Here is a 23999-nt window from a genome sequence, read left to right on the forward strand (position 1 = left end):
CAGAAAGTTTTCTTAAAAAACAATTAAATTAATGTCGTTATTGGGTAAGTCAAACCAGTCACTAATAGCATTGTTTGTGAGGATTCCGTGGTACATATAGACGCCATTTTTTAACCCTTTATCACAACGTATAGCACTCTCAATACCACCATCCTCAGCAATTTTCATTAGGTAGGGCGATATTATATTACTTATGGAAAGCGAAGCGGTTTTAGAATAGCGGGACGGAATATTGGGTACGCAATAATGCAATACATTGTTTTTGATAAACGTTGGTTTTTCATGGGATGTCACTTCTGAAGTTTCAAAACATCCTCCGGTATCAATGCTTACATCTACGATTACGGCTCCAATTTTCATGTGTTCTACCATGGTTTCTGTCACTATAACGGGACAACGATCTTTACCTCGCATGGCGCCAATGGCGACATCACACCTTCTCAATGCTTTTAGCAAAGCTTTTGGTTGTATGGTAGAAGTAAAGATTCGTTGGTTCAGATTATTCTGCAAACGACGTAGTTTGGTGATAGAATTATCAAAAACTTTGACATTGGCTCCTAATCCTATAGCGGTTTTGGCAGCAAATTCCCCCACCGTTCCTGCACCTAGAATGACCACATCAGTAGGAGGGACTCCGGTAATGTTACCGAATAATAGTCCTTTTCCAAATTCATTAGTAATCATCAATTCGGCAGCAATTAGGATAGAAGCAGTTCCTGCTATCTCGCTCAGGGATTTTACTGCAGGATAGGTTCCGTCTTCGTCTTTGATGTATTCAAAAGCCAATGCGGTAATTTTCTTTTTGGTTAAAGCCTCAAAATAGTTTTTTTTACGCGTTTTTAATTGGATGGCTGACAACAGAATGGTTTGCGGATTCATCATTTCAATTTCGGTAAGTGTGGCAGGTTCCACCTTCAAAATCATAGGACAACTGAATACTTTTTTGGTGTCATTTGTGATTTCGGCACCTGCATCACTATATTCTTTGTCGGTATAACTCGAACTCAATCCCGCACCAGCTTCAATCATTACGCGATGTCCGTGATACGTAATTGAAGTAACAGCATCTGGTGTAAGACAAATCCGGCGTTCCTGATAACTCGTTTCCTTGGGAATACCAATAAAAAGTTCACTTTTTTGTCTTGCAATTTCCAGTTTTTCCTCCTGAGGTAAAAGCTGTTGTTTTGTGAATGGTGTTATAGTTATTGACATTGATGTTGTTAAATTAAGGGTACAATTTACGTAAAAAGTTTTATAAACGATACGAATTCAATCTTGATAAATTCGTTTATAAGACAACTAAATCTCAGTGAATGATTCTTTCCATTTTTATATCGGCTCGCTCATAAACGCCATCTTCTAACAGTACTTCTACGAAATCAAATTTTTTATACAAATGAATAGCCGATAGTAATTTCCGGTTCGAATATAAAATCAGTTTCTCCATTCCTTTTGTTTCGGCAACAGCAAGGCAATGCAGCATTAATTTTTTGCCAACTCCCAGTCCTTGTGCGCTAACAGTAACAGCCATTTTACTCAGTTCAAAAGTGACATTATCAATTTTCATTAAGGAAACTGTTCCTACTATGGTATTCTTGTATTTTGCATAAAAAATCATTCCGCCTTTGTCAATTATCTGACCTTGCGGATCCGAAAGTATTTTTTCATCTTTGGGTTCAACCCAAAAATGTTTTTGTAACCATTCCAGATTTAATGTTTTTATCGCTTCTTTGAAAGCAGGGGCAAATGGTATTATTTCAACGGTATTGTCTACACTCATATTTACTTTTAACTTAAGGTTAAAGAACGTTTTCCGTCAGGAAGCAGTGAAATAGTTATAACGGAATGTGTTTCCGGAATCAAATTTGGGATCTTCTCAGCCCATTCTATAAAGCACCAATTACCAGAATACAAATAATCATCAATCCCCATATCCAGCGCTTCGAATTCAGTATTTAATCTGTAAAAATCAAAATGATAAACTAACTGATTGTCAAATGCTTCGTATTCATTAACTAAAGAAAAAGTTGGGCTACTCGTTGCTCCGGTTACGCCAAGCGTTTTACACAATTGCTTGATCAAAGTTGTTTTACCAACGCCCATTTCCCCATGAAAAAGAATCACTTTTTTAGGATTCTTTGTAATGATTTTTTGCGCCACTTCCTCGAGTTCGTCAATAGAAAAAATGATATTCATTCTTGTGAAATTGTTTAAAGTTTAAGGTTCATGCTATACGTTAAAAACGGATACTGACTACTTATTTTGGGTTAAAAACCAAAAATGGAATAATCATTTCTTCTAATGAAATACCCCCGTGCTGATACGTATTTTTGTAATAACTCACATAATGATTGTAGTTGTTGACATAGGCCAAAAATAAATCATTTTTTGCAAAAATATACGAACTGCTCATATTTATGGTAGGCAAACCAATATTTTTTGGTTCTTTCACAGCATAAACATCTTTGTGTTCGTATGTCAAACTGCGTCCGGTTTTATACCGCAAGTTCAAACTAGTGTTTTTGTCACCTACCACTTTCGATGGGTTTTTTACGTTTATCGTTCCGTGATCCGTGGTCAAAATCAATTTGAAACCCATTTTTTGAGCTTGTTGAATGATTTCTAAAAGTGGAGAATTCTTAAACCAGCTCAAGGTCAGTGAACGATACGCTTTATCATCAGAGGCCAGTTCTTTTACGACATCCATCTCTGTTTTGGCATGGGAAAGCATGTCTACAAAGTTATATACAACAGTTACTAAATCATTATCTTTTAGTGCTTTAAATCCCTCTGATAATTTTTTTCCGCTGGCAAGACTTGTTATTTTAAAATAATCTTCCTTGATATTCAAACCCAATCTTTTTAGTTGCGCCGTCAAAAATTCGGCTTCAAAAAGGTTCTTTCCACCTTCTTCCGGGTCGTTTTTCCAGTATTTCGGAAACTGTTTTTCCATTTCCAGCGGGGTTAAACCGGAGAAAATAGCGTTTCGCGCATATTGTGTCGCCGTAGGAAGAATAGAATAGTAAGGCACTTCTTTTTCTAGTTTATAGTAATTTCCTACTACACTTTCAAAGGTTTTCCACTGATCATAGCGCAGGTTATCAATTACGACAAACAAAATAGGCTTGTCTTTTTTCTGGAGTTCAGGAAGCACTAATTCTTTGAATAATGTGTGCGATTGAACCGGTTTATCGGCCTTTGGAGCAAACCAATCCTCATAATTGCGCTCTATGAATTTTCCAAACTGGGAATTGGCTTCTGTTTTCTGGGATTCCAAAATTTCAATCATACTCTGATCATCGATATTTTCCAATTCCAGTTCCCAAAAAATTAATTTTTTGTATAACTCAACCCAGTCTTCATAGGAATTCACCATCGCCATTTCCATGGTGATTTTTCTAAATTCTTTCTGATAATCCAGCGTTGTTTTTTGAGAAATCAATCGGGAATGATCCAGATTTTTCTTTAAACTCAACAAAATCTGATTTGGATTCACGGGTTTGATCAAATAATCGGCAATTTTTGACCCTATGGCTTCCTCCATAATGTATTCTTCCTCGCTTTTCGTAATCATAATCATGGGAACCGAAGATTTTTTCTCCTTCATTTCTGACAGCGTTTCCAAACCACTCATTCCAGGCATATTTTCATCCAGAAAAATAATATCAAAATTGTTTTCTTCAAAAATTCCAATGGCGTCAAGTCCGTTGTTACAGGTCGTAACCTCGTAATTTTTCTTTTCCAGAAATAATATATGTGGTTTCAAAAGGTCGATTTCATCATCTACCCAAAGTATTTTTATTTTATCCATAAGTTGTAGTAACAGGTGTTCGAAAGAACTAAATTAAAGTGGCAAATTACATTTTTTTGGAATTGCTATCTGCTAATGTTATTATAATTTTTTAACATATTTACGTTATAATTTTTAAAATTACAATTCACTTTAATTCTGTTTTAAGTTAATTTTTTGGTGTACCTAATCGTTCGTAAACTCCGTCCGGGTCTGACTGTACGCTATATTTTAGATGAAATTTGAGCTATATAATACATGTGTTTGGTATTGTTTTCGCCTAATCTAATGGCAAATTTATCATTTAAAACCAGCACACCACTTACCGTGTTATCTAAAAACTCCTTCGTGACAGGCTTTTTTAACCTAGATTCGTTGTGAATAGGTTTGATATCCATAATAAATTGATTAAATTTCGGAATTGATTAGTCAATCGGAGCGGTACATTCGGCTCGTATTGCTAAAAAATTGAAACTGATGGTTATACAATTGAATGTGATATTCTGTTGTACGATACTCCATTCATGTTGTGTATCGCTTACTCTGTTATTTCTTTTATTTTTAAGAGAAAATATTTTAAAAACAGAATCTAAGCCGTTAAAAAAAAGACTAATGAAAGAAGTTACAGATATTTTAAAAGCCTATTCAACAGCCAAAGCGAGTGGAAAAAAAACAGCATTGGCAACAGTGGTCAAAGTAGAAGGCTCTTCTTACCGTCAGCCGGGCGCACGCATGCTTGTAACAGAAGACGGTATTTTGACCGGTGCTATTAGCGGCGGATGCCTTGAAGGCGATGCCTTGCGAAAAGCACTGCTGGCCATACACCAAAAACAAAATAAGCTAATTACCTACGATACCAGTGATGAAAGCGATTCTGATTTTGGAGTGCAATTAGGATGCAACGGAATTGTCCATATTCTTTTTGAATACATCGATGAATGTGCAGTATGTAATCCGATTTACTTGTTGGAACAATCGGTAGCAGAACGCAAAGAAGCCGTGGTTTTGACCTTGTTTTCCTTGGAGCGGAATACTGTACAAATAGGGACTGTATTAGTGTACCGAGAAGATCTGGTGATTAGTCAAAGAACTGATTTAAAGGCATTGCATGTAGCTTTCAAGGAAGTACTTTATAGCAAATCATCGATTATAAAAAAAATACAGCTAGAAGATCATGAACATGAAGCTTTAATCGAATACATCCCACTCCCAGTTTCGCTAGTACTTGCCGGTGCAGGAAATGATGCGCAACCATTAGTAAAAATGGCTAATTTATTAGGTTGGGAAGTACTTGTAGGTGACGGAAGAGCAACGCATTCAACCGCAAAACGTTTTCCAGAAGCCAAGCAAATACTTGTAACCAAGCCACTGCAATTAGTAGAAAACAGCAGCATTGACTCCCGGACTTTCTTTGTCCTGATGACGCATAACTACAAATATGATCTGGAAGTTTTAAAATTGCTTTTGGAAACTGATTGTATGTACATCGGAATATTAGGTCCCAAGACAAAACTGAACCGCATGTTCGATGATTTGAGCGCCGAAGGAATTGTGGTAACTAAAGCACAGCTGGATCGAATCTATGGTCCGATAGGCCTTGATATTGGTGCGGAAACATCAGAAGAAATAGCGCTTTCTGTTGTAGCAGAAATAAAAGCAGTGATGGAAGGAAAAACGGCGAACTCGCTCAAACACAAAAAAAATAAAATACACCCTGCTACGAATGGGATTAAAAATACTTGATTATGATAAAAGACACATTCGGACGCGTTCACGACTATCTCAGGATTTCACTGACTGATAATTGCAATCTACGCTGTTTTTATTGCATGCCAGAAGAAAATTATGCCTTTGCACCAGCCTCTAAATTAATGCAGGTTGAAGAGATCGAAACCATCGCCAAATTATTCGTGGCCAATGGCGTAAAAAAAATTCGCCTGACCGGAGGCGAACCTTTGGTACGAAAAGACGCTCCACGGATTATAGAATCTTTGGGAAAATTAGGAGTTGAACTCGCTATTACTACCAATGGCGTGCGGATAAATGAAATGCTAGACGAGCTTTTAGCGGCAAATATTAAGGCGATAAATATCAGCTTAGATACTTTGCAAGCCGATAAATTTTTGAAAATTACCCGAAGAGATTTGTATCATCGTGTCAGAAGTAATATCGAATTGCTGTTGCAGCACGGGATTCGTGTGAAAATAAATGTGGTTGTGATGAAAGGCCTCAACGAGAACGAAATTCTGGATTTTATAGCACTGACCCAACACAATACAATCGAAGTACGGTTTATCGAATTCATGCCTTTCAGTGGTAATAACTGGACGAGTAACCAAGTTTTTACCCTGCAAGAGATTTTGTTGAAAGTCGCTTCAAAATATGATGTCCTTCCGGTGCAGCCCGAACCCAACGATACCTCAAAAAAATATATGATTCCGGGTCATGTGGGTTCCTTTGCTGTAATTAGTACAATGAGTTCTCCTTTTTGTGAAACTTGCAACCGCATGCGACTGACGGCTGATGGAAAATTAAAAAATTGCTTATTCTCTAAAGAGGAAACCGATTTGCTTGGCGCTTTACGTTCCGGTCAAGAAATTTTGCCTTTGATAAAAGACACTATTATGGCTAAGGCCAAAGCTTTAGGAGGACAATTTAGTGGTGTTTTTGAAGATATAAATGCCAGTAAACTTAAAAATAGAAGTATGATTACAATAGGCGGCTGATGGAAAATAAAACAGGAATAGTACTATTGACAGCGGGGGGGTCCTCGCGCTTGGGTCGGCCCAAACAGTTACTTGAATTTAATGGTAAAACCTTACTTTTTCATACTGTAGAACAAATACTCGAAGTAAGCACTAAAGCGATTGTTGTAATGGGTTCAAAGAACACCGCTATTGAAAAAGAAGTTAATTCGGTTTTAATTTGCCGAAATCCTGATTGGCAAAAAGGCATGGGGTCTTCGATAAGCAAAGGCTTGGAGGAGTTGCTGCTTGTTAATTTAGACATTGAGCACTGCATTTTGGCCGTTTGTGACCAGCCTCATATTGATGCTGCTGTTTTCCGCAGCTTAATTGAAAAGCATAAAAAAACCGGAAAAGGTATTATCGCCTCTAGTTATGCCAATACGATGGGAACTCCCGTTTTGTTCAGCAGAAAATACTTTACTGAGCTAATGCAGCTTTCTGGTAATGCCGGAGCCCGAAAAATGATTGAAAAATACAAAAAAGATGTGGCCAGCATTCCCTTTGAAAAAGGGGCTGTTGATATCGACACTATAGAAGATTACGAACAACTGATCCATCCCAAATGATTTCTGTAAAAGAAGCAAAACAACTAATTATGGGAGCAGCTTTGACAAAAAAAAGTGAGCTCGTCGCACTCCAATATGCTCATGGACAAGTGACCGCAAGAGACATTCGAGCCATGATAGACATTCCAAATTTTCATCAATCTTCCATGGATGGTTATGCTATGAAATATGAAGATAAGGACAGTCTTCTTACCATTATAGGAGAAATGGCGGCTGGTACGAGTAGACAACTGGTACTTAATAAAGGTGAGGCTACGAGAATATTTACCGGCGCTCCTTTGCCGGAGGGAGCTGATACCGTAGTAATGCAAGAACGGATATGCCTTGAAAACGGAAAACTACTAGTTGAAGACCAGACACTTTTCAAAGGAGCAAATGTAAGACTAAAAGGAGCAGAGGTTGAAAGCGGAGTCATTGCCATGGCGGCTGAAACTTATCTTTCCCCGGCAGCAGTAGGCTTTCTAGCCGGAATAGGCTGTGCGGAAGTTTGGGTATATTCACCTCCAAAAGTGGCTATTATCCTTACCGGAAATGAATTGCAAGAACCAGGTCGTCCCTTAGAATTTGGTCAAGTCTATGAAGCCAATTCTTTTCAATTGAAAGCCGTTTTAAATAAAATTGGCGTCAGAGATATTACAGTACAAACTGCTGAAGATCAGATTGAAGTATTACAGGACGTTTTGCAAAAAGCGCTTGACACTCATGATATTGTTCTTTTGAACGGTGGCGTTAGTGTGGGCGATTATGATTTTGTGCCTCTTGTGGCGCAGCGGTGTGGTGTCGAGCAACAATTTCACAAAATCAAGCAGAAGCCCGGGAAGCCTTTGTTTTTTGGAACAAAAAAAGACAAATTGATTTTTGGACTTCCTGGAAATCCTTCGTCTTCGCTGACTTGTTTTTACGAGTATGTGTTACCAGTACTTGAAAATCGTATGGGCTTGACTAATAGCTTGACGGAAATTACCGCTAGGGTTACACATGATTATCCTAAAGCTTCGGGATTAACACATTTTCTAAAGGCCTCGTATAGCAATGGAACAGTAACTCCCTTGCATGCACAAGAATCTTTCCGTTTGCACTCTTTTGCTCAGGCGAATTGCTTTATTGTTTTGCCGGAAGAATCAAAAGGTTGCCTAGCCGGAGAAGAAGTTGCCGTTCATCTCCTGCCTGGATAATACTTGTTTCAAAAAAAAACAATATTTTTACTATTTATCCCTAACTCATTAAATGAATGTCTATAGAAGTATTTTACGTAATTCTTTTTTTTGTTGCTTTCTTATATGCTTCGGTCGGTCATGGTGGTGCCAGTGGCTATCTGGCGCTAATGGCACTTTATGGTATTGCTCCTGAAGAAATGAAACCGACTGCTTTAGTGCTCAATCTTTTCGTTTCTATAACTTCTTTTTTACACTATTATCGCGGTGGGTTTTTCTCAAAAAAAATATTTATTCCAATTGCAGCAATGTCGATTCCCATGGCCTTTATTGGCGGAATGATTACCGTTGAAGAAACGGTTTACAAGCGAATTTTGGGAGTGTTATTGCTTTTTCCTATTCTTCGTTTTTTCTTTTTCAAAAATGTAGAAGATTGTCAATTGAGGCCCCATACTGTTTCCGTAGCAATTATTAGTGGAGGAATCGTGGGCTTGCTGTCGGGAATGATTGGTATTGGAGGAGGTATTTTGCTTTCACCCCTTTTATTACTGTTGCAATGGACCAATCAAAAACAGACTGCGGCCATAAGTGCGGCATTCATATTTGTGAATTCTCTAGCGGGGCTAGGTGGTATGCTCACACGAGGTATTACATTCACGGGAGATATGGCTCTGTTTGTTGGTGTAGCTTTGGTCGGAGGATTTTTGGGTGCTTATTTAGGTTCTAAGAAATTTAATGCTACTATTCTGAAATATGTACTGGCTGTAGTTTTGCTGTTGGCTTCCTATAAATTAGTGTTTTCAAAAGCTTAGTTATATGTAAATTAGGAGTAATTATATTCTTAATAGGTTTAAGTATAAATATAGGATTTTTAAAATTAATTTTGCTTAAATTTAGACACTAGTATTAATGATGATTTATGGCTCATAAATGTTTGATAATTCAGAATAACAACGCGTAATTAAAAAAATATTCAGAACGTTTAGCGGAATTTTGCATTAAGATGTTTTGGATAAAGATAGATTTATTGTAATTTCCCCAAACGCCCGTATTTGAAAAAATCATAAAAAATCAGGCTTTGCAAATATTATCTACATATGAAAATTAAAATTATAGCATTTGGTTCGATTACAGCGATTATGGGAAAAGAAATTTGCCTGCACGCTACTGACATCGTGTCTATGAAAGAAGCTTTAGAGCAACTTTTTCCAGAATTGTCGGATCGTAAATATGCGGTAGCAGTCAACATGAAATTAGCAGGAACAAATGTTTTATTTGGTCAAAATGATACGGTAGCACTTATGCCACCTTATTCAGGAGGATAATATGGAAAATTATAACGCCCGATATTCCCGCCATTATTCACTTCAAGATTTTGGAACTAAAGGACAGCAAAAACTGGAGAAAGCCAAGGTGCTTGTGATAGGAGCGGGTGGTTTAGGATGTCCCGTCTTGCAGTATCTTGTTGCCTCTGGGATTGGTACCATTGGCATTGTAGATCATGATATCATATCCTTAAGCAACCTGCAACGACAGGTTTTATACACGACGGATGACATTGGTAAAGACAAAGCCACAGTTGCATGCAAAAGACTACTAAGCCTCAATCCTGAAATTAGTATTACGGGCTATGTCATTGCACTTAGTTCTAAAAATGCAATAAAACTCATCCGTGCCTATGATATTATAGTGGATTGCACTGATAATTTTGCATCCCGCTATTTGATAAACGATGCCTGTGTCTTGTTAGAGAAGCCTTTGGTTTTTGGTGCTATTTATCAATATGAAGGGCAAGTGGCTGTTTTTAATATTGAAGATGAAAATAAGAACAAGACGAACTACCGCCATTTGTTTCCTAAACCTCCAAAACCGGATGAAGTTCAAAATTGCAATGAAGCGGGTGTTTTAGGCGTTTTACCCGGGATCATCGGGTTGATGCAGGCTGGGGAGGTGATTAAATTACTTACAGGAATAGGGGAGGTATTGGTTAATAGACTCCTTACATTCAGTTTGCTTAATTATGAACTGTATGTCATTGAAATTAATATGGAAGTTTCCGTTTCTGATTTGATACCAAAAGATGAAATAACATTCGAAGCCACAGAATATAACTTGCTCTGCGGACTCGCAAGTACCGAAATTGAAACCCTTTCTGTTATTGATTTTTTAGACCAAGTTTCCAATAACGATACTATTGTAATTGATGTCCGGGAAAAGGACGAGCTTCCAAAAGCTGATTTCAAATATTGTGCTCTTCCCTTATCCGGGCTGAGTGAAAAAATTCCAGAAATTAGTGAACGTACGATTCTATTATTCTGCCAAAGTGGAAAACGTAGCTTGATAGCAGGGGCACTTTTATTAGAAAAATTTGGAACTACCAAAAAAATAAGCCACTTAAAAGACGGCATCAATGCATTAAAAGATCTTAAATAATGATCAAAAAAATCAAAAATATTTTCATTGAAGGAGCTATTCCTCCATTATTTATAGCAGATAGCATTGCAAAACATGCGACTAAAAAAAATATTGGAGCGCACAGTATTTTCCTGGGTCAGATTCGGGAAGATGTTGTTGATGGCAAAACAGTGAAAGCTATTGAATATAGTGCTTATGAAGCGATGGCGTTAGAAAAAATGCAGGAAATCAGGGAAGAGCTATTTTCTAAATATGAGTTAAGCTGTATGCATGTGCATCACAGTCTTGGGGTGGTCAATGCGGGTGAAATATGCCTGTTTGTTTTCACTTCTTCTAAGCACAGAAACATTGCCATGGAAGCCTGTAATGAAATTGTAGAACGCGTGAAAGCAGAACTTCAGATTTGGGGAAAAGAAATTTTTAATGACCAATCCCATCAGTGGAAAATAAATAGCTGAATTTAATTTTCGTACTTGGATTAAATCCGATTTAGAACATACTATTTTATGACTTTAATAGCCGTGTTAATTCGGAAACGGTAGCAATTGTCAATTCAATTTCTGCTAAAGTGGTAAATTTTCCTAAGCTAAATCGGATCGAAGATAAGGCATTTTCATTTGTAAGACCCAATGCTTTCAAGACATGTGAAGGTTCTGATGTAACAGCCGAACAGGCCGAACCATTAGAAACGGAAATATTTTGCAAAGCAAGAATAAGATTTTCAGAATTCACGCCTCGAAAGCAAATATTGGTCGTATTGTAAAGACGATTTGTTTGCGAACCATTGACAAAAGATGCGGGTATTTTCAATAGTTCCCTTTCAAGTAAGTCTCGCATTATTGTTATCCTATCTCTGTCCTTTTCCATTTCTAAGCTTGCAATTTCGCAGGCTTTGCCAAGTCCGATGATTCCCGGAACATTTAAAGTACCACTTCGTTTGCTGTTTTGCTGACCACCTCCAGTGATTTGACCCGTTAATTTTGCTTTTATTTTTTTGGAAACAAATAATGCACCGATGCCTTTTGGTCCATAAAATTTATGTGCAGAAAGAGACAGAAGGTCAATGCCTAAATCAACGACATTAATTGGAATTTTTCCTATAGCCTGAGTGGCATCGCACAGGAAATAGGCTTCTTTAGATTTAGCAATTTCCCCGATTTTTTTAATATCCTGGAGTGTCCCCGTTTCGTTATTTGCCATCATGACAATTACTAGTGCAGTTTCTTCGGTCACGGCTGCTGTAAGAAGGTCTAGGTCTAAAATACCATCCTTATTGACGCCTAAATAGCTGACTTTGTATCCGATGGTTTCTAGGTGAAGGCAAGTATCCAAAACGGCTTCGTGCTCTGTAATTACAGTAACAATATGTTTGCGTTTTTCGTTTGCAAGTCCTTTGATTGCAAGATTTATTGCTTCTGTTGCACCTGAGGTAAAAATAATGTCGTTTGGTTTTGCTTGAATTAGTTCCGCTGTTTGCCATCTGGCCTGTTCGACTGCTTCTTTCACCGTTAATCCAGCCAGGTGGCTACTGTTTGCATTGGCATAAAAATTAGTGAAATAGGGAAGCATGGCATCAAGCACCCGATCGTCAATACGCGTTGTTGCATTATTATCTAAATAGATTTTTTCTTGGATAAGTGACATTTAAACTAGTGTTGTAAAGTAGGTTTTATGCTTATTTAGTTCTTTTGTGAGTTTTTAAGAATCTGCTTTTGCGGAGCATAGGAATTAAAAAAGAGCTTGTAATTGCCATCACCTTCAAAGGTAGAAAATTTAGCCAGAATCATTTTGAAGTTTTAACGATTCTGGCTAAAAAAATAGGGCATTATACCGTTGCCAGACTAAACGGTAATTTTCGTATTCTTTTGCCTGTCAGGTCAAAAATGGCATTTGTCAACGCTGGTGCAAAAGGAGGAAGACCGGGTTCTCCAACTCCGCCTGCATCTTCTTCATTGTCTATAATATACACTTCTATTTGTGGAATATCCGTAATACGAGGCATTGGGTAATCATAAAAATTATTTTGTTCTACTATACCATCCTTAAATGTTATTTCATGTATTGTTGCCGCACCCAGACCCATGACGATGGAACCTTCAACCTGCGCGCGAATAATATCCGGATTTACATACCAGCCACAATCTATGACGGCCCAAACATTATCTATTTTTACACCTCCAGAGGCATTTTTTGAAACTTTTACAATGTGTCCTACCGTTGATTTGAAACATTCAGTGATGGCTACACCATAGCCTTCATTTTTACTTCTTTTTTTCCAGCCGGAGACTTCTTCCATTTTGTCAATTAGTTTTTGGCATCTTTCATCCTGTAGATGAGCTCTTCTAAAATCCAGCGGATCCGCGCCAGCTTCTACAGCCATTTCATCCATAAAACTTTCAAACGCAAATCCGTTTGTAGAAGCATACACTGAACGCCACCACATTGTTGGTAGTGGTGTTTCAAAGGGAACATCTGAAATGCTTAAATTTTTGATACTCGCATAATAGGGTTCAAGGAATCCTTCGCTGGTACTATCATTAGGAACGTCTTTCTTTCCTCCACTCCAGTGGTCGTTATTTTGGCCTGCCATTCTAAATTTAAGCGCTTCAATTTTCCCGCCTTTTATTACACCTTCACAACGATAAGAGATTCCTGGTCGGTAAGGGCCCTGCTTAAGGTCATCCTCTCGTGTCCAAACTACCTGAACCGGAGCTCCAATTTCTTTTGAAATCAATACCGCTTCATGAGGATAATCGGTAAAGGCTTTTCTTCCAAAACCACCACCGAGGAAAGTCATATTTACAATTACCTTTTCTTTTGCAATTCCCATTTGGGTGCTTATAAAATCCTGAACCCATCCAGGTGCTTGAATCGGACCCCAAATTTCTACAGTATCTCCTTGGAAATTGGCAATACAATTCAGCGGTTCCATACAGCTATGCGATTGGTACGGGGTCTGGTAGATTACATCCAGTTTCTTATTTGATTTTTCTATGATTGCAGTAGGATCACCTTGAGATTTAAGAGGCAATCCTTCCTTTGTTTTTATAAATTCTTCCTGGCGTTTGAATATTTCGGGACTGTTTACATGTTCAAATCCAGTATCATCCCATTCAACTATTAAAGCCTTTTTCCCCTGCATCGCTGCCCAAGTCGAATCAGCCACAACGGCGACTCCTTCCCGAATGGTATTGTGGACCACCATTTTTACCACAAAAATCTGTTTTACCCCAGGAATTTTTTTTGCCACGGAATCATCAAAACTTTTTACAGTTCCACGAAGTCTTGGATTTCGTTCTACGGCTGCATAGAGCATGCCTGGAATCTTTTTATCGAGGCCAAAAATAGCAGTCCCATTTGTTTTCATGGGCGTATCCAAACGGTGTAATGGCTGGCGGATAAGCTTATATTCGGATATTTTTTTGAGTTTAGGATTTTTAGGAGCTTCTAATTTTGAAGCTTGGGTTGCCAGTTCTCCATAGTGTTTCTTTTTGCCAGAAGGCCTGTGAATAACATGTCCTGCTTCGGCATAGCAATCGTCAACGGATACATTCCATTGGAGCGCAGCTGCGGCAATCAGCATTTCACGTGCCGTGGCGCTCAATTTTAGTAATTTTTTGTACGCGGATCTTATGGTTGAGCTACCACCAGTAATCTGGTTTCCGTATTTTTTTTCATTTCCTTGGGCAAATACTACGTCTATATCTTTTAAATTTACTTCTAGTTCTTCGGCTATAATTTGCGGAATGGAATGATAGGCACCCTGACCCATTTCTGCACGGTGACTCACTATGGTTACTTTTCCGGAGGTATTGATGAGTATCCAGGCACACATTTCAATATCAGCTGCTGTTAAATCGGATGGTTTTATTAAAGTTGGAACTGTATCGCCGGGTAAATAAAACCCCATACAAAGAGCAGCCCCACCCAAACCAGTAAGTTTGAGAAAGCTTCGTCTTGTATTTACTAAATTGTTTTTTGAATCCATCATACTTTAGAAATTATTTATTTTACAATACTCTGGTTTAGAAATTATTTGGCGGGAGCATATGCACCGTTATTTAGCCATGTCAGCCATTCTTTTTTAAACTCTGCATGGGTCAGTGGCGGTAGGCTGCGCCCTTCGCCCGGATTCCATCCTGCAAGAACAAAAGCATCATCAGCATGTTTTTTGAGTTTATTAATATCCATATGTCCGTTTTTAGATGGATCCATTAATTGTTTTGCCAGCTGGTGTGCTGTTCTGCCTTCAAAAACCATTTTCATATCAGCAGGTGGCAAGTGCCAGTCTGAATTTCCTGGTGGTGTATGTAATCCAGGTGTATTTTGAGTTTGGTGGCAATTCGTACATTTCATGGCATATAATCCTCTTCCGTCAATACCGCGTTTAGGAGCCATGACATGTAAATGACTGTCTTCTCCTTGTAAAGGAACGTCACCAATAGGGTGGCAGTTCACGCAACGGGGACTCATTAAAACTTTATAAACCTTTTGGAATGCTTTTACAGAGGCAATGCTGTCCTTGATGATTACAGTAGGATTAATATTTATATATTCACTTTCATTCTCCGGTTTTAGTGTCCAGCCCAATGCAACTACACTAACGAGCAAAAAAAAGAGAATAACAGCCGTTTTATTTTTTTGGAATGAAGCCATAGTAAATTGATTATTTTAAGAGAGGAATATCCTATAAAAAGTTGATTTAGTATATTGAAGTATCTTTTATCTTTTATCTTTTTCTTGTAATTGTGCGGCTAAATGAATGGCTTTTCTTACACGAGGATAGGTTCCGCATCGACAAATATTTCCTGACATCGCGTCATCAATATCCTTATCAGTCGGTTTTGGATTTTCTCTCAATAACACTGCAGCTGACATGATTTGGCCGGAATGGCAGTATCCGCATTGGGGTACATCCATTTCATTCCATGCCAGTTGCGCTGGGTGGTCATTATGTAAAGACAAGCCTTCAATTGTGGTTATTTTTTTTCCTTCGGCCCTGCTGACTTTAGTTACGCAGGATCGAACTGCTTCTCCATCAAGATGCAACACGCATGCTCCGCACTGTGCAACACCACAACCAAATTTTGTTCCAGTCAGGCCCAGTGTGTCCCTTACTACCCATAGTAGAGGCATGTCCGGACTTACATCAACTTGATAGGTTTTATTATTTACGTTTAATGTTATCATAAGTACTTGAAATTAGATTAAAGATCAATAGACAGTTTCCTGAAAATAGGTAAAAAAATATCTAATGTTTAAACTTACTAAAAAAAATAAAGGTTTTCTAATATTAACACTAAATTTAACGAAAAGTAAATACTGTATTATGATTCTCAACTCACTTTTACTATTGTAAAAATAGGGGTTGCATCTGACAATGAGATAATAAGTACATTTTTGAGGTTTATATTATGGTTTTATTCCTTAAAATTCTGATTTAAATGTGCAGTCCTGTTTATTGCTTCAATAATTATATACTTTTACCCAACAACAGAGATTTATAATACTTTGAAAGGACGTAATTAAATACTAAAGCAAATTGAATAATGAAGTTTACAACAATCACTCTTGGAGACAATAAGATAGAAGTTTTTAATTCTTTTATGGCAAAAGAAACTATCGTATTGAACGGAAAAGTAGTTTCGGAAAAAAATTCGATAACCGGAGCTACACATCATTTTAAAATGATTGAAAATGAGCAAGAAGTAGCCTGTAAATTTATTTTTGGGTACGGTGCTAATGGAGTGGTGATGAGTTTATACAAAGACAACAAACCAGTAATTGAGTCCCAAAGAAGTATGTTCTTTGGATTCGTATTAATTACGCTTCTTACGTTTGGGTTTGTATTTTTTTATACTTTACTCTTTCACTGAGAAAGTCCACTACTTAAATATTGGAATCCGAATTAAAAGACAAAACCACTGCTTATACAATAAACAGTGGTTCTGGAACTAACAGAAATCAATTCTAATTAATCAAGTAAGTCTTATTGCCAGCCCCCACCAAGGGCTCTGTACAATTGAATTATGGCTTTGTATTGTTGGAATTTATTGTCTATCAAGCTTAATTCTGCATTCAAAGCATTGTCTTTTACAGTTAAAACTTCTAAATAATTCGCTAGTCCGTACGTCAATAATTCATCTGAATAATCAGTGGCTTTATTCAATGCAGCTACTTGTTTTCCCCTCACGGTGAGTTTGTAGGTTTCATTGTTGTATTGTGCCAATGCATCCGAAACTTCTTTTCCGGCGGTCAACAAAGACTGCTCAAACTGAAGATAGGCTTTTTCCTGATTTGCTTTTGCAATTTCAAATCTGGTTTTAATCTGTCTTTGATTAAAAATAGGTTGTGTCAAACCTGTAATTACATTAGCAAAAAGGGAATTAGCGCTAAACCATTCTTTCAAATCAATACTCTGAAGTCCACCTGTTGCGGTAAGTTTTAACGTTGGATAAAAATTACTTTTAGCTACATTGGTTTGCTCAAAACTCGAAATAAAGTTGTATTCTGCTGCAATCACGTCAGGTCTGTTTCTTAGTAACGTAGCAGGTACACCAAGTGTAATGGTTGGTTGTAAGGATTGTGTTTCAAAAGTGCTTCTTTCAATTTTGGCAGAAGCTTCACCCATAAGAATGCTCATCGTGTTTTCAAGAATGATACTATTATTCTTTAAATCAGCAAGGATAATTTCGGTAGCATATTTTTGCGCCTCGGTTTGCTTCACACCAACTTCGGTAACATTTCCTGCCGCCTTTAATGCTACAATTGTTTCAATACTTTGATTTCTGTTAATCAAGGTTCGTTCTGCTAATTTTATTTGCGCGTCAACAGAAAGCAATTGATAATAGGTTGCGGCAAGGGTAGCAATTAATTGTGTTTTGACCACTTGATTCGCTGCTGTAGTTTGAAGATAGGCCGCATTTGCTGCGCGCTTGTTGCTTCGTATTTTTCCCCAAATGTCTGCTTCCCAAGAAAGATTCCCTGTAAACAGGTATTGATCTACATTAGTTGCACCACCACCACCACTTATTAAGGCACCTAATTGACTGTTTTTAGAAAGCTCTTGATGCGTCCAGTCGGCACCTACAGAAAGTGTTGGAAAATACCCGGCTTTTCCCTGTCGCATGGCAGCCTCGGCAGCTTGGATATTTTGCATTGCAATTCTGATATCCAGGTTATTGTTTAACCCTTTTTTGATATACCCTTGCAAAAGAGGATCGGTAAAAACGAGATCCCAAGCAACATTAGCAAGTGAAGTGGTATCATTTGAAACAACTTCAGTTCTGTAAAGATTTTCGGTTTTTAATTCTGGCCTATCGTATTTTTTAGCAACAAAGCACGACTGCATTACAGTAGCGGTTATAACAACTACTGCTATTTTAATTAACTTATTCTTCATTTTCTTTATTTAAAAGTGCGACATCAGTTTCCTGATTTGTTATCGGAAGTGGTTTTGTAGAAATTTTTTCTTGTAAGGTTTGGAAAACGATAAACAATACCGGTATTACAAAAATACCAAAAATGGTTCCTATTAACATACCGCCAATTGCTCCAGTTCCAATAGCATTATTCCCAACAGCTCCAGCTCCTTTAGCTAACATCAAAGGCAATAATCCGAAAATAAATGCAAATGATGTCATCAATATAGGACGTAAACGAGCAACTGCACCATGAATAGCCGCTTGGGTGATACTCATTCCTTTTTTTCTGGAATCTACAGAAAACTCGACGATTAAAATGGCGTTCTTAGCGAGTAATCCAATAAGCATAATAAGTGTTATTTGTAGGTAAATATTATCACTCACATTGAAAAAATAAGCAAATAAGTATGCTCCTGCTAAACCAATTGGCAATGAAATTAATACCGCAAAAGGCAACATATAACTCTCATATTGAGCGGCTAACAAGAAATATACAAAAACCAAACACAATAGGAAAATATACAATGTTTGACCGCCAGCACTTATTTCCTCACGAGTCATTCCTGAAAACTCATAACCATAACCAATAGGTAAGGTTTGACTTGCCACTTCTTCAACTGCTTTAATGGCATCACCTGAGCTGAAACCTTCATTTGGAGCCCCTGTTACTTTTATAGAAGTGAATAAATTGAAACGTTCTATTGCCTGAGGGCCAAATACTTTTACTAAAGTCACAAATTGTGAAATAGGAGCCATCTGACCAGTATTATTTCTTACCAATACTTGATTTAACGATTCGGGATTACTTCTAAATTCGGGTTCAGATTGGTAAACCACCCGAAATTGTTTTCCAAATTTGTTGAAATTAGAAGCATAAACGCCACCATAATATCCTTGCATCGTGCCTAAAACATCCGTGACAGTTAACCCTGATTTCTTTATGGTAGCAACATTCAAATCAATTCGGTATTGCGGATAATTTGGAGAAAAAGAGGTAGTTGCATATTTGATTTCGGGACGGCTATTTAAAGCTCCTAAAAATTTACTTTTTACTTCATCCAACTCCTCAATTGTTCCTCCTTTTTGATCTTGTAATTGAAATTCAAAACCATTGGTGAAACCAAAACCAACAAGTGTAGGACGAGCAAAATACAGGACTTTTGCATCTTTAACAGAAGCCGTACGCTTAAACAATTCAGCTATTACTGCATTTATTTCCTGATTCGCATCTTTACGTTCAGCCCAAGTTTTTAATTTTACAATTACCATTCCGTAATTACTACCTGTACCACTTATTAAACTACGACCTGAAATACGAAGTACTTCTTTTATTTCAGGAATATCTTTTACTTTATTTTCAATTTGCAATAATACTTCCTCGGTTCTTTCTAATGAAGTGCCGGGCGGAAGAGAAACGTCTGAAAGAATTGCTCCTGTATCCTCACCCGGAACAAAAGCCTTTGGCGTAATATTTAATAATAAGATAAAAATCCCTGCAAAAATGGCAATTCCTAAAAAAGCCAACCATTTACGTTTTATAAAAAACTCAACAGATCTTTTATACTTAGCGGTTGTTGTTTCAAACCCAACATTGAATGCCGTATAAAAGCGTTCTGCAAAACCTTTTTTCTTTGAGTTTTTATCGTGTTCTTTCAAGAAAATGGCACACAAAGCAGGAGAAAGTGTTAGGGCGTTAATAGCTGATAATACAATTGCAACAGCCAAAGTTATTCCAAACTGCTTGTAGAAAACGCCCGCTGAACCGCTAATAAAAGAAACAGGAATAAATACCGCTGACATAACAAGTGTAATAGAAATAATTGCACTACTAATATCTTGCATGGCACTATGAGCTGCTTTTTTGGGATCATGTTCCCCAGCTTCCATTTTGGCATGGACGGCTTCAACTACTACAATGGCATCATCGACCACAATTCCCACGGCCAATACTAAGGCAAAAAGAGTTAATAAATTAATGGTAAAGCCAAATAAACTTAGGAAAAAGAAAGTACCTACAATTGCAACAGGTACGGATATTGCTGGTATAAGGGTAGATCTCCAGTCTTGTAAGAAGATAAAAACCACAATAAAAACCAATAAAAAGGCTTCAATCAAAGTATAGATCACTTTAGTGATAGATTCTTCTAAGAAGTCATTTGCATTAATTAAGGTGGCATATTTTACCCCTTTCGGGAAATTTACTTCCGCTTCATTTAACACTTTTAAGGAACCTTCAATTACTTCTTGTGCATTTGATCCTGCAGTTTGTGCAATAGCAATTGCAATAGATTTGTTTCCATTTGTGTACGCATTACTGGCGTAATTTACAGCCCCCAATTCAATTTTTGCAACATCCCCTAATTTAAGGATTTCTCCGTTTTGGGTTGAACGGATAATAATTTCTTCGAACTCTTTTACATCTTGCAGGCGCCCTTTGTATTTTAATGTATATTGAAAAGATTGGTCACTACTTTCACCTAACTGACCGGGAGCGGCTTCAATATTCTGCTCAGCCAATAAAGCTGTAATATCCGAAGGAACAAGTCCATAAGCTCCCATTACATCTGGCTTGAGCCAAATACGCATCGAGTAGTCTTTTTGTCCAAAAATCATTGCTTCTCCAACTCCTGCTACACGTTTTATTTTTGGTAAAATATTAATGTTAGCATAATTTTGAAGGAAAGTATCATCATAATCCGGGTTGTCGCTGTATAAAGATAAAATCAAAATATTGTCGCTTTGTCTCTTTGAAGTTGTTACACCGGCTCTTGTAACTTCTTGAGGCAACAAAGGTGTAGCACGTGAAACACGATTTTGCACATTCACAGCTGCTAAATCTGGATTTGTACCTAATTTAAAGTAAATATTAATAGCTGCTGAACCGTCATTATTTGATGTAGAAGTCATGTAAGTCATGTCTTCAACACCGTTGATTTGTTCTTCTAATGGAATTACTACCGAGCTCATTACAACTTCGGCACTGGCGCCTTGATAGTTTGCTGCTACGGTTACCGTAGGTGGCGCTATTTCTGGATATTGTGAGACAGGGAGTGAGATTAACCCTAAAACTCCTAAAATTACGATGATAATAGAGATCACCGTTGACAATACCGGTCTGTCAATGAATTTTGAAAACATATTTTGTTATTTATTCAATAATTAGTTTCTGAATTACTTTTTTGTTGGATTGATGATAGTTTTAAAATCAATAATTTCAGCCTTAATGAGGGTTCCTTCAGTTACTATCCCCACTCCTTCAACAAGTATTTTATCGTTTACATTTAATCCGCTATCCACTACAAAAAATTGACCTCCAGGAATTGCGCGAACTTCAATTGGGATTGCTTGCACTTTGTTGTTTTTATCCACAACAAGTGCAATGCGTTTGTCTTGTAATTCTAATGTTGCATTTTGAGGAATGACAATAACATCCTCTAAATGTGTAGGGATTTGTATCGTTCCACTTTCTCCAGAACGCAACAATTTGTTTCCGTTTGTAAAACGTGCTCGTACATTAAACGATCCTGTTTGTGTGTTGGCTTGTCCGCTAAAGGTTTCAATTTTACCCTTTTGTTCATATTGCATCCCATTGCTTAAAATTAAATTTACCGCTTCCATTTTGTTTATTTTTTCTTGAAATGACTTTCCTGGAGTATTCATCATGATATCCAATTGTTCTTTTTCATTTACTGAAAAATAGGCATAAATCGTGCTCACATCCGAAATTCGGGTTAAAGGTTCAACGGTTTGGCTGCTTACATAACTTCCAAGTCTTAAAGGTAAAGTTCCTACAATTCCGTTAACAGGACTTTTTATAGTAGCATAATTAATTCTGGCAACGATACTTTGATATGTACTTTTAGCACTAGCTAAATTTGCTTTAGCCGTTTCTAATTGCACATCACTGATGATGTCACGCTCTACCAAAGGGATTAAACGATTTACCTCCACTTGAGCAGCCGCAACTTTTGCTTTTGCAGCGCCAGCTTCCTGGGTTGCTGTTTGAGTCTCTAATTTAAAAAGCAATTGCCCTTTTTTAACTTCTTGTCCTTCTTGTACATATATTTTTTGAATATATCCATCTACTTTTGGACGAATATCTATATCGGTAACGCCTTCTAAACTCGCAGGATATTCAGCTAATAAAGTTGTATTAGAGGTTGCTATCTCAACCACTTTGTAGGACATAACAGAAGGAGCCGTTTTAGCCGTTTCTTTTTTGCAGGAGAGCAAGCTTATTGATAATAAAATTACACTTATAAAATATTTTTTTTTCATCTGGGACTATTTACTAAAATTGATTAATTATTATTTTACTATTATTATTTTCTATTTCTTTGAATTTATGGATGGTTTTAATCAATAATTCTTCGACTTCTATTACATGTTTTTTGTATGCTTTTGTATTTTCCAGATTGCACTGCTCTTCAGGACATGAAATGTTTTTTTCACGGTACGCTTGCAATTTTTCGATTATTTGTTTTTCAAAATCAAGTATTTTTAGATAATTAGTCAGTCTTTCGCTAAATGGACTGGATTTGAAATATTTTTTTCGATCACCAGTTAACGTATAATAATTTATTTTGTCCATTTTTAGCAGCAGATTCAAGTTCGTAGAAATCGAACTTTTACTGGCGCCCAGTTTTTCAACTATTTCTTCAAAGGTTAATCCTTTTTTGCAGCCATCAATTATTAATAGTCCCAGAATTCTGGAGCCAAGTGGAGATAAATTATACAGTAACTCAAAATGAATTCCGAACATTTCTATAAGTTCTTCTCTTTCTTTAGGGATATTGTTCATAATTTTTTTGCAAAAGTACTATTTAGTTCGGTGTTTACCGAACTAAGCGAACTTAAATCTATGTTAATTTATTTAACAAATTGTAGTTAATGAAGTTACTGCTTCTACAATAAAAATCTAAAGTTTATTCCTCATTTAGTTATAATTAGATTAAAAGTTAGTTGGTGAAAAAAAAATGCTTAATATTGAAAAGTGAACATTTATCCGTAATTTATCAAACCAAATGAATTTTATTATGAAATCTAAAAACTTCAAGAACTCTTTATTAATGATTTCTTTATTCTCTGCAACAGCAGTTATGGCGCAACACAACTATGTAAATACTCCGCCAGAGGTTTCCCCAATGTCAATGAAACCAGAAATGACTGAAATTTGGGAACCAGAAGTAAAAGGTATTACCCCGGCTAAAACCCTTGGAAATGCGCCTTCGGATGCGATTATTTTATTTGACGGTAAAAATTTAGCGCAATGGGTGAGCCAGAAAGATATAAATAAACCGGCAGGATGGAAAATTGTTGATCAAGATTACATGGAAGTTGTTCCGGGTACCGGAGCCATTCAAACTAAAATGGTTTTTGGGGATTGTCAGCTGCACCTGGAATGGAGCGCGCCGGATGTTGTTTTAGATGGGGGACAGGCAAGAGGAAACAGTGGCGTATTTTTCCAAAACAGATATGAATTACAAATATTAGATTCCTATAATAATAGAACCTATAGTAATGGCCAGGCCGGAAGTATTTATAAAGATCATCCACCTTTAGTAAACGCCGTGAAAACACCATTAGAATGGAATGCTTATGATGTAATATATACGGCACCTCGTTTCAAAGCAGATGGTAAAATTGATGCTCCGGCAAGAATTACCGTGTTTTTGAATGGTGTTTTAGTCCAAAATAATACTACAATAAACGGGTTGACACTTTACATCGGTTTGCATAATTATCCCTCGGCTCATGGAGAGGATGTTATTTCGCTTCAGGATCATGATTCTAAAAATCAATTTCGAAATATTTGGATCAGAAAAATATAAAATTAAATACCAACGGAGTGCTAAAACGTTCCGTTTTTTTAGCGCTACAGCACAATTAGCATTGTTCTGTTT

At 37.1% G+C, this 23999-nt stretch carries 23 protein-coding genes; 10 read left to right on the plus strand and 13 right to left on the minus strand.

Annotation, left to right across the window (positions count from 1 at the left end):
* Window positions 1-12: 12 nt before the first annotated feature.
* The 5 genes from EKL99_RS00400 to EKL99_RS14390 form a co-directional block, all read right to left on the minus strand.
* Entirely contained in the window at window positions 13-1212 is a 1200-nt protein-coding gene (locus EKL99_RS00400) for an alanine dehydrogenase (RefSeq protein ID WP_197037185.1), read from the minus strand.
* Between the two features lie 94 nt (window positions 1213-1306).
* Window positions 1307-1780 (minus strand): GNAT family N-acetyltransferase, encoded by a 474-nt coding sequence (locus tag EKL99_RS00405; protein ID WP_126576177.1) that lies wholly within the window; start codon window positions 1778-1780, stop codon window positions 1307-1309.
* Between the two features lie 8 nt (window positions 1781-1788).
* Window positions 1789-2196, minus strand: a complete 408-nt coding sequence (gene tsaE, locus EKL99_RS00410; RefSeq protein ID WP_126576178.1) for a tRNA (adenosine(37)-N6)-threonylcarbamoyltransferase complex ATPase subunit type 1 TsaE — start codon at window positions 2194-2196, stop codon at window positions 1789-1791.
* Between the two features lie 61 nt (window positions 2197-2257).
* A complete protein-coding gene (locus tag EKL99_RS00415) occupies window positions 2258-3811 on the minus strand; it encodes a PglZ domain-containing protein (RefSeq protein WP_126553364.1) in 1554 nt (517 codons plus the stop codon).
* Window positions 3812-4014: 203 nt separating this feature from the next.
* Window positions 4015-4188, minus strand: a complete 174-nt coding sequence (locus EKL99_RS14390) for a hypothetical protein (protein WP_156063247.1) — start codon at window positions 4186-4188, stop codon at window positions 4015-4017.
* Window positions 4189-4402: 214 nt separating this feature from the next.
* Here EKL99_RS14390 and EKL99_RS00420 point away from each other — a divergent pair, with 214 nt between their 5' ends.
* The 8 genes from EKL99_RS00420 (at window position 4403) to EKL99_RS00455 (ending at window position 11130) form a co-directional block, all read left to right on the plus strand.
* Complete coding sequence (locus tag EKL99_RS00420) at window positions 4403-5533, plus strand: XdhC family protein (RefSeq protein ID WP_126563716.1); 1131 nt, start codon at window positions 4403-4405, stop codon at window positions 5531-5533.
* Between the two features lie 2 nt (window positions 5534-5535).
* Window positions 5536-6516: a GTP 3',8-cyclase MoaA gene (gene moaA, locus EKL99_RS00425; protein WP_126576179.1), complete on the plus strand. Its 981-nt coding sequence runs from the start codon at window positions 5536-5538 to the stop codon at window positions 6514-6516.
* Complete coding sequence (locus tag EKL99_RS00430) at window positions 6516-7103, plus strand: NTP transferase domain-containing protein (protein ID WP_126576180.1); 588 nt, start codon at window positions 6516-6518, stop codon at window positions 7101-7103. The genes moaA and EKL99_RS00430 overlap by 1 nt, the downstream gene beginning before the upstream one ends.
* Window positions 7100-8278, plus strand: coding sequence for a gephyrin-like molybdotransferase Glp (gene glp / locus EKL99_RS00435; protein ID WP_126576181.1), 1179 nt, complete (start codon window positions 7100-7102; stop codon window positions 8276-8278). The genes EKL99_RS00430 and glp overlap by 4 nt, the downstream gene beginning before the upstream one ends.
* A 56-nt stretch (window positions 8279-8334) precedes the next feature.
* Window positions 8335-9069, plus strand: coding sequence for a sulfite exporter TauE/SafE family protein (locus tag EKL99_RS00440; protein WP_126576182.1), 735 nt, complete (start codon window positions 8335-8337; stop codon window positions 9067-9069).
* Window positions 9070-9354: 285 nt separating this feature from the next.
* Complete coding sequence (locus tag EKL99_RS00445) at window positions 9355-9582, plus strand: MoaD/ThiS family protein (protein WP_126576183.1); 228 nt, start codon at window positions 9355-9357, stop codon at window positions 9580-9582.
* A gap of 1 nt (window position 9583) precedes the next feature.
* Window positions 9584-10690, plus strand: coding sequence for a HesA/MoeB/ThiF family protein (locus tag EKL99_RS00450; protein WP_126563718.1), 1107 nt, complete (start codon window positions 9584-9586; stop codon window positions 10688-10690).
* Window positions 10690-11130 (plus strand): molybdenum cofactor biosynthesis protein MoaE, encoded by a 441-nt coding sequence (locus tag EKL99_RS00455; protein WP_126563719.1) that lies wholly within the window; start codon window positions 10690-10692, stop codon window positions 11128-11130. The genes EKL99_RS00450 and EKL99_RS00455 overlap by 1 nt, the downstream gene beginning before the upstream one ends.
* Before the next feature lie 46 nt (window positions 11131-11176).
* Here EKL99_RS00455 and EKL99_RS00460 read toward each other — a convergent pair whose 3' ends face one another.
* The 4 genes from EKL99_RS00460 to EKL99_RS00475 all read right to left on the minus strand — a co-directional run bounded on the left by EKL99_RS00460 (window position 11177) and on the right by EKL99_RS00475 (window position 15862).
* Complete coding sequence (locus EKL99_RS00460) at window positions 11177-12316, minus strand: cysteine desulfurase family protein (protein WP_126459455.1); 1140 nt, start codon at window positions 12314-12316, stop codon at window positions 11177-11179.
* A gap of 181 nt (window positions 12317-12497) precedes the next feature.
* On the minus strand, window positions 12498-14663 hold the full coding sequence (locus EKL99_RS00465; RefSeq protein ID WP_197037186.1) for a xanthine dehydrogenase family protein molybdopterin-binding subunit: 2166 nt from the start codon (window positions 14661-14663) through the stop codon (window positions 12498-12500).
* A 41-nt stretch (window positions 14664-14704) separates the two neighbouring features.
* Window positions 14705-15283: a hypothetical protein gene (locus EKL99_RS00470; protein ID WP_197037187.1), complete on the minus strand. Its 579-nt coding sequence runs from the start codon at window positions 15281-15283 to the stop codon at window positions 14705-14707.
* Between the two features lie 111 nt (window positions 15284-15394).
* The gene (locus EKL99_RS00475; protein WP_126459461.1) at window positions 15395-15862 is read right to left on the minus strand and encodes a (2Fe-2S)-binding protein; all 468 of its coding nucleotides are present in this window, start codon (window positions 15860-15862) and stop codon (window positions 15395-15397) included.
* A gap of 359 nt (window positions 15863-16221) precedes the next feature.
* Here EKL99_RS00475 and EKL99_RS00480 point away from each other — a divergent pair, with 359 nt between their 5' ends.
* Complete coding sequence (locus EKL99_RS00480) at window positions 16222-16548, plus strand: hypothetical protein (protein WP_126576185.1); 327 nt, start codon at window positions 16222-16224, stop codon at window positions 16546-16548.
* A gap of 113 nt (window positions 16549-16661) precedes the next feature.
* On the opposite strand, the gene EKL99_RS00485 is transcribed toward EKL99_RS00480, so the two are convergent.
* The 4 genes from EKL99_RS00485 to EKL99_RS00500 are packed head-to-tail and all read right to left on the minus strand — an operon-like array spanning window position 16662 to window position 22897.
* The gene (locus EKL99_RS00485; protein ID WP_126576186.1) at window positions 16662-18074 is read right to left on the minus strand and encodes an efflux transporter outer membrane subunit; all 1413 of its coding nucleotides are present in this window, start codon (window positions 18072-18074) and stop codon (window positions 16662-16664) included.
* Window positions 18064-21234: an efflux RND transporter permease subunit gene (locus EKL99_RS00490; RefSeq protein ID WP_126576187.1), complete on the minus strand. Its 3171-nt coding sequence runs from the start codon at window positions 21232-21234 to the stop codon at window positions 18064-18066. The genes EKL99_RS00485 and EKL99_RS00490 overlap by 11 nt, the downstream gene beginning before the upstream one ends.
* 33 nt (window positions 21235-21267) lie before the next feature.
* The gene (locus EKL99_RS00495) at window positions 21268-22374 is read right to left on the minus strand and encodes an efflux RND transporter periplasmic adaptor subunit (protein WP_126568900.1); all 1107 of its coding nucleotides are present in this window, start codon (window positions 22372-22374) and stop codon (window positions 21268-21270) included.
* Window positions 22375-22387: 13 nt separating this feature from the next.
* Window positions 22388-22897 (minus strand): GbsR/MarR family transcriptional regulator, encoded by a 510-nt coding sequence (locus EKL99_RS00500; protein WP_126553340.1) that lies wholly within the window; start codon window positions 22895-22897, stop codon window positions 22388-22390.
* Between the two features lie 235 nt (window positions 22898-23132).
* Here EKL99_RS00500 and EKL99_RS00505 point away from each other — a divergent pair, with 235 nt between their 5' ends.
* Complete coding sequence (locus EKL99_RS00505; RefSeq protein WP_231507346.1) at window positions 23133-23927, plus strand: DUF1080 domain-containing protein; 795 nt, start codon at window positions 23133-23135, stop codon at window positions 23925-23927.
* The last annotated feature ends 72 nt before the right edge of the window (window positions 23928-23999 follow it).

The sequence above is a fragment of the Flavobacterium sp. ZB4P23 genome (assembly GCF_003970375.1).
Classification (GTDB): Bacteria; Bacteroidota; Bacteroidia; order Flavobacteriales; family Flavobacteriaceae; genus Flavobacterium.